This window comes from Falcatimonas sp. MSJ-15 (assembly GCF_018918265.1).
GTDB lineage: Bacteria > Bacillota > Clostridia > Lachnospirales > Lachnospiraceae > Falcatimonas.
Window position 1 is genome coordinate 1 of record NZ_JAHLQC010000031.1, and the last position, 5949, is coordinate 5949.

Here is a 5949-nt window from a genome sequence, read left to right on the forward strand (position 1 = left end):
GGACTTATAAGCAGTGAGAAGACAGAAGTCACAGCTGAAATCACTAATACAGCTGATGCAAAAACTGACGGCACAAAGACAGAAACAGCAGGAACCCTGACGGTATATCACTGTGATCTTAGAGGAAGCGTAAGAGCAGTAACCGACCAGACAGGAACAGTAACCGACAGATACAGTTATTCAGTATATGGAGAGAGAACTCATGATACCGGAGACGGAGACCACATCTTCGGATACTGCGGAAGAGACGGAGTAATAACCGAGAGAGACGGACTGCTCTACATGAGAGCAAGATACTACAGCCCGGAACTAAAGAGATTCATAAGTGCCGACAGCGTAATAGGCAATCTCGCAAGCACACCAAGTCTTAACCGCTACGCCTACGCCAATGGAAACCCAGTAACGCAGATAGATCCATTCGGATTAAGTGCCGAACCTGGAACAAAAAAGGCAAAGAAAAACATAAACTGGCGAGAAGCAGTTCACGATGCATTAGACATAGCAGGAAGTATAACAGGCTATGGAGATATATGCGATGCAGTAAATGCAGTGCTGTATCTTACAGAAGGAGATTATATAAATGCAGGACTTAGTGCATTAAGTATAATCCCCGGAGCCGATGCCTTTACAAAGACAGGTAAGGCAAGCAAAGTACTTGGCAACGGAATAGTTGAAAGCGGACTAAAACACCTTGACAACGTGGCAGACGGAATCAAGAAGCTTGTAAAGAAAGCAGACGATGCAATAGACCTCGAAAAACACCTGCCGAAGAAACTGCTAAAAGAAGAATCGGAAGCATTTGCAAAAAAAGCAGATAAAGTGGCGGATGATGTAGTAGAGGATGCGGCGAAGGCGATAAAGAGTGGTACAACAAACAATCCGTATGCATATTTAGAGGATGGACCAAATGTTGGTGTTGGAAAAGATTTTACTAAAAAGCAAAAAGAAACAATGTTGGTAGAAAATAGGAAGAAAAATGGTGGAGTAGTTAAGTCTGATAACGCAAATGATTATTATGAAGTTCTTACAAAACCTCAAAAGAGTCAAAAAGGAGTTACACCCAGACCAGATGAATGGCAGTTTGACCATATTATTCCTAAGGATAAAGGTGGAACAAATAGTTACTCAAATTGTCAGATTATTTCTAGAAAATATAATCGAGAAAAATGGAATAATTAGGAGAATGTATGATAAACACAATATTTAATTTTACAAATAAGAATGACATTTTAGATAAATGTATATATGCCTCAATTATGAATGCGGTAATGTCTGGAGCCTATCCTTCACTTTCAGAAGAGATAGCTTGGGATGGAAACAATTATTTGTTTCAAAATATGGAAGGAATTAGAGGAGTTATTGCATTTTCAAATGATATTTTTGTATGTGGAGTGCGAAATGAAAAGAAATATGAAGAAGGAAGAGAGAATATATTTTTTAAGTTGCTTAATTCAGCAAGTGAAAAAATACTAAAATTAGCTGAAGAAGAACTTCTGCCATATTTTTTAGTTGAAAGTAAGAATGGAAATATTCCTGCATTGTCTATGATATTTTGGGGAGAAAATGATATGATTTTATCTTGTGTGAATGAAGCAGAAGTAATGGAAAGGAGTGAATTTTCTCTATTACCATATGTATATAATTTCAATGATTTGGAGAAATATTGGATTGATTGTTATGAACCAAATAAAGAGCAATTAGTTTTGGTAAATCAGATATTTCAAAAAAGATTGGTTTGCAATAATTTTCGGTTAAGTAACAACCAAAAAGAAAAATTAATTAACTGGTTCGGTGATAATGTTGAATATTGTGAGGAACGATTTAACGAGATTGGAATAGGAATTCCAGATTAACAAAAAGATGCGTATTTATTCGATTTTAATATTGCTTTTGTGTAAATGAAAAACTTACATAGCATTTGTAGATAATAAAAATGAGCAGAATCAAATTTTTGATTTCTGCGCATATCTACATTCCTGCTTATCACTTGTGTATCCGGTTACCCAACAGTATTATCTGCGTGCGAGGTTTTATAATCCGGTAATTGGAAGATTTACGCAGGAAGATACTTATTACGGCGATGGACTGAATTTGTATCAGTACTGTCAGGCAAATCCGGTTGGGTATGTGGATCCGAGCGGGCATAATATCTGTCCAACGCAGCTAAGCCTTTATAAAAAGTATAAGGAATTCTTCGCAAAGAAGATGCCGGAGGCCGAGGCAAAAAAGAAAGCGTATGAATACATGCGCAAGAAGATGGGGCTGACGGCAGATAATCCATTTACAGAGACTAGTAAGGGAGGTACTTCTCGTAATATTTGTAAAGGTATATGCAAACCTTTATTAGAAGCTGATGGACTTATTTTAGGAGGACCTACATTTAGAGGTCGAGATGATAAGACATCATATAGACAATTTTGGAGGAAATGATGAGAAATATAATTAGTGTTGAAAAGATTATGTGTGATAAAAATTTTATTATGTGGTTTTTGATGAATAATTTTCCAGAAGGAATTGATGAAGAAAATGATTTATCTATGAATGAAATAATAAGTGATAGTTGTTCTTTAGATAGAAAATGGGTGGATGAATTTACAAATTATTATAATGGAGTTTTTGAAGAAAATGATGGCTATGTTGATACACCTAATGCAATAAAAATTCAATTAACTAATAACAATGAATTAATAGTTGAATTTCATCCAGGGGACACAATTTATCTTTTGAATAATTCAGAAATTGCAAGTACAGGACCAAATTATAGAATTCGAGTTATTAATTTTTCTAAGTTTATAGAATTGACAAAAAATTTAGATATAAAAAACAAAATGTTTCTTTTACCTATAACGAGTGTCGGAAAAAAGGAAAAAAATGAATTCGGTGAAAACGTTAGAAAAATTATAGAAGAATTGGATATTGATAATATAGAAGAGGATATACTTGTTAAAATTATTGTAAATAATTGTCTGTTATAAATTTTGCAATTCTAAAATGGCAGTAAACACAACTTCAAGAGAGTTTTTTGCTCCTAAGTCAGGTTTGAAAATAAGATTTGATAAAGGGGTTGATAGGGCAAATGGGTTTGAAGCAGTAGATCATTATCATGTAATGAATCCAAATTATACAAGTAAAAAAGTTGATTACTATTTTGATATAGATGGAAATCCAGTTGGAAAAGGGTCAAAGGCGTCTCATATTGTAATAAAGGGAGAAAATAAGATATGTTAGTAACAGAATTAGTTAAGGAAATCAATTTTAATGATAGCTGTGTAAATGAGTTAGTTTATACAAATGGAACGGTGATAATGAATATTGATTTATGCATGTGGAAGCAAAGTAACTACCGGGATGGTGCCCCAGAATTAACGAAAGCGGTTTTGAAATTTTTGAATGCTAAGAAATATAAATGGAATTCAGAAAAAAGAGAAGATGAGATAGATTATGACTCGATTATTGATATTACATGTGAAAAAAATATTGTAAAAATAGTATTAGAAGATGAATGTGTTTCTATACTAACATTTGAGTGTAACGAAGTACTAATTGAATGAAAAGTTTAATCGTAGTCTTCTGTCAAAATTTAGTACAAGTTAAAATGAGAAATTTCTCTCAATTTTAATCTGCCAGAAGCTCAGCCCCAGGATGTAGTCTTTCATATACTTGTTCGAATTCGTTTGTTGACATATAGTTACAATGGATATGAGTTCGTATTGTATTGTAGAAAGCTTCCAGATATTCGAAAATCATCATATTTTAGATGGGGATATTATCAAATCAACATGCATCAGATCCAAGAAATGGAAAAAAATTAGTCGGAGAAAAATAGAGGATTTATGGTAAAATGAAACAATTAAGTGTACAAGGGAAAAAGTGGAATAAGCGTATTTTGGAAATGAAGGAGAATAATGAACTTCTATTCAGGGAAAAGGAAATACAAAGTTTGGAACAAGAAAATTTTGATATGATTAAAAAAAATATACTATATTGTCTTCGGTTTACAGGATTAGCAGAGAACTGTTATTTGAATCAAGAGTATGACAGATGCAAAGAATTATTAGGAAAAGTGGTTGATCATTTATATGAGGTGTTTAATTTTGATCAGGCTGGAATGCAAACTAATACAGGAACAAAAGATACTGTCGAAGATATGAAAGAAGGAGATGAGGATATATATATTGCATATATTCTTGGAAGGTTTAATGAGGTAGCAAACTTTTTGAATCATACTTGTATGGATGAAAATTTTTCATGTATAGAAGAAGAACATTTGAAAAATATGTATTGTGCTATTAAGCAAATGGATAAAGACGCATTTATAGAAGCTTTAAATAGTCGTATACAGGATATCAGAAGAATCCCTTTGGATTATATGGTGGTGTTAGATTACTGGGCAATCGCATTAATAAAATATGCAAAGGGAAAGGGGATAAGCGTTGAAGCAAAATATATAGAAGTTGGATACATAGAGGAAAAAGATACATATTTATTCGATTTTTAATATTGCTTTTACGTAAACGAAAAACTTACATAGCATTTGTGGATAATAAAAATGGGCAGGGGCAACTTTTTGATTTCTGCCCACATCTACGTTTCTGTAGATAATTGTGCAGAAATATATTCTGTAAACAATGCATTACAGAATCAGGCAACGTTAGATAATATTTTTATTAATACAAAATATTTTAAGGATGTTTTTTCAAAAAACAATAGGATTGAAAGGAATGTTAATATTATGGAAAAAGTGACAGAGGAGAGACTAGTAAAAGCTGGTTGGGATGAAAAAAGAACAATAGATATATCTAATATTAAAGATGTGTATCAGAAAGTTGGGCTTGTCATGCCGGTAAATGTAGAAAAATTCTTGACTGTATACGGTATGCTTGTTTTTGAAGATGGTGAAAGAAAAGAAAATTTGGAGTTTATCCCAGAAAAAGCACTAGGATGCAATTTGGATAAAGCATATTTTGAAGAGTTACTGGAAGAATATGATATTAATGAAATAGTGTATCCTGTAGGGATTGCTTGTAGAGAAAATTTAATGGTGTTAATGAATGAACAAGATGTGTTTTATTGTTATACAGATGGGTATTTAGAAAAAGCAGGAGAGAATGTTGAACAAATGCTTGACTGTTTGGTAGGAGAATGCAATAAGGCAGTAGTAATAAGTTAAATTCAAAACATAATATTTACTTCCAAAATGCTGCTATTTACACACTTATTTTAAAACAAATTTTTGTTGCGAAAGAGGTGCGTTTATATGCGTATAAGAAAAGTGAATTTAGTTGATGTTAAACTACATGATTTTCTGGAAGGCTGATGGCTGTGACGGATATGGGACAGTGCAATCCGGACAGACTTCACTTTGCAGGTGCAGACGCTTCGGGAAGAATCCTGGCGGAGTATGTCTACAGTGCATCCGGAAATCCGGTTGTAAAGAAGATTGGCGAAAACATCACAAGTACCTATGCGTATGATGAACTGCTGAACATAAAAGCATTAAAAACAGAAACAGAGAAACAGACACTTGCTGACAACCACTATTTCTATGATGGAAACGGCAACCAGATTCGAAAGAAAGGACTTGAAGGAACCACCGGATACGTGTATGATGGAAGAAACCGGCCGTCTCATCAAGTTTTTATATAACGAAGACCATGAAGTTGTGGCAGAAGAAACCAGCAATGGAACAATCACAAGGTATATCCGTGGACTTGGAATCATCAGTATTGTCAGGCAAATGCGGCAGGGACATATGAAGCGGTTACGGGAAAAAATCCGCTTAAGAAAGATGCTGGTAATAGTGGTAGTAAACCTAGTAAAATACAATTTCCTGAGAATCCAGATGACTTTAATCCAGAAGGATTGAGAAAAATTGGACCTTTCGGAACAAAAAATGGAAAAATAATTAAATGGTTAGATGAAAACAATAAGGCGGTATATGAATGGGAT

9 protein-coding genes and 1 pseudogene are annotated in these 5949 nt (G+C 33.7%); 9 read left to right on the forward strand and 1 reads right to left on the reverse strand.

What is annotated here, in order from left to right; translation table 11 throughout:
* From KQI85_RS15900 to KQI85_RS15940, 9 genes and pseudogenes are all read left to right on the forward strand, one after another.
* A partial coding sequence (locus KQI85_RS15900; protein ID WP_216577016.1) for an RHS repeat-associated core domain-containing protein occupies positions 1–1179 on the forward strand: 1179 nt, incomplete at its 5' end.
* A gap of 8 nt (positions 1180–1187) precedes the next feature.
* A complete protein-coding gene (locus tag KQI85_RS15905) occupies positions 1188–1853 on the forward strand; it encodes a hypothetical protein (RefSeq protein ID WP_216577017.1) in 666 nt (221 codons plus the stop codon).
* A 145-nt stretch (positions 1854–1998) separates the two neighbouring features.
* A pseudogene (locus tag KQI85_RS17090) lies at positions 1999–2145 on the forward strand (RHS repeat-associated core domain-containing protein); the annotation flags it as partial.
* Positions 2146–2429: 284 nt separating this feature from the next.
* Positions 2430–2975, forward strand: coding sequence for an Imm19 family immunity protein (locus KQI85_RS15915; protein ID WP_216577018.1), 546 nt, complete (start codon positions 2430–2432; stop codon positions 2973–2975).
* 16 nt (positions 2976–2991) lie between these two features.
* Positions 2992–3228: a hypothetical protein gene (locus tag KQI85_RS15920; RefSeq protein WP_216577019.1), complete on the forward strand. Its 237-nt coding sequence runs from the start codon at positions 2992–2994 to the stop codon at positions 3226–3228.
* Entirely contained in the window at positions 3222–3551 is a 330-nt protein-coding gene (locus tag KQI85_RS15925; protein ID WP_216577020.1) for a hypothetical protein, read from the forward strand. The genes KQI85_RS15920 and KQI85_RS15925 overlap by 7 nt, the downstream gene beginning before the upstream one ends.
* A 290-nt stretch (positions 3552–3841) precedes the next feature.
* Entirely contained in the window at positions 3842–4498 is a 657-nt protein-coding gene (locus tag KQI85_RS15930; RefSeq protein WP_216577021.1) for a hypothetical protein, read from the forward strand.
* A 51-nt stretch (positions 4499–4549) separates the two neighbouring features.
* On the forward strand, positions 4550–5170 hold the full coding sequence (locus KQI85_RS15935) for an SUKH-3 domain-containing protein (RefSeq protein WP_253293939.1): 621 nt from the start codon (positions 4550–4552) through the stop codon (positions 5168–5170).
* A gap of 146 nt (positions 5171–5316) precedes the next feature.
* Positions 5317–5646, forward strand: coding sequence for a hypothetical protein (locus KQI85_RS15940; protein WP_216577022.1), 330 nt, complete (start codon positions 5317–5319; stop codon positions 5644–5646).
* 83 nt (positions 5647–5729) lie between these two features.
* Here the strand turns inward: KQI85_RS15940 and KQI85_RS15945 are convergent.
* On the reverse strand, positions 5730–5949 hold a 220-nt coding region (locus tag KQI85_RS15945; RefSeq protein WP_216577023.1), incomplete at its 5' end, for a hypothetical protein.

Excerpts from the sequence above, each read along its gene's own strand:
- KQI85_RS15905 (WP_216577017.1), top strand. The coding sequence starts at position 1,188 with ATGATAAACACAATATTTAATTTTACAAATAAGAATGACATTTTAGAT.
- KQI85_RS15915 (WP_216577018.1), top strand. The coding sequence starts at position 2,430 with ATGAGAAATATAATTAGTGTTGAAAAGATTATGTGTGATAAAAATTTT.
- KQI85_RS15920 (WP_216577019.1), top strand. The coding sequence starts at position 2,992 with ATGGCAGTAAACACAACTTCAAGAGAGTTTTTTGCTCCTAAGTCAGGT.
- KQI85_RS15925 (WP_216577020.1), top strand. The coding sequence starts at position 3,222 with ATGTTAGTAACAGAATTAGTTAAGGAAATCAATTTTAATGATAGCTGT.
- KQI85_RS15930 (WP_216577021.1), top strand. The coding sequence starts at position 3,842 with ATGAAACAATTAAGTGTACAAGGGAAAAAGTGGAATAAGCGTATTTTG.
- KQI85_RS15935 (WP_253293939.1), top strand. The coding sequence starts at position 4,550 with ATGGGCAGGGGCAACTTTTTGATTTCTGCCCACATCTACGTTTCTGTA.
- KQI85_RS15940 (WP_216577022.1), top strand. The coding sequence starts at position 5,317 with ATGGCTGTGACGGATATGGGACAGTGCAATCCGGACAGACTTCACTTT.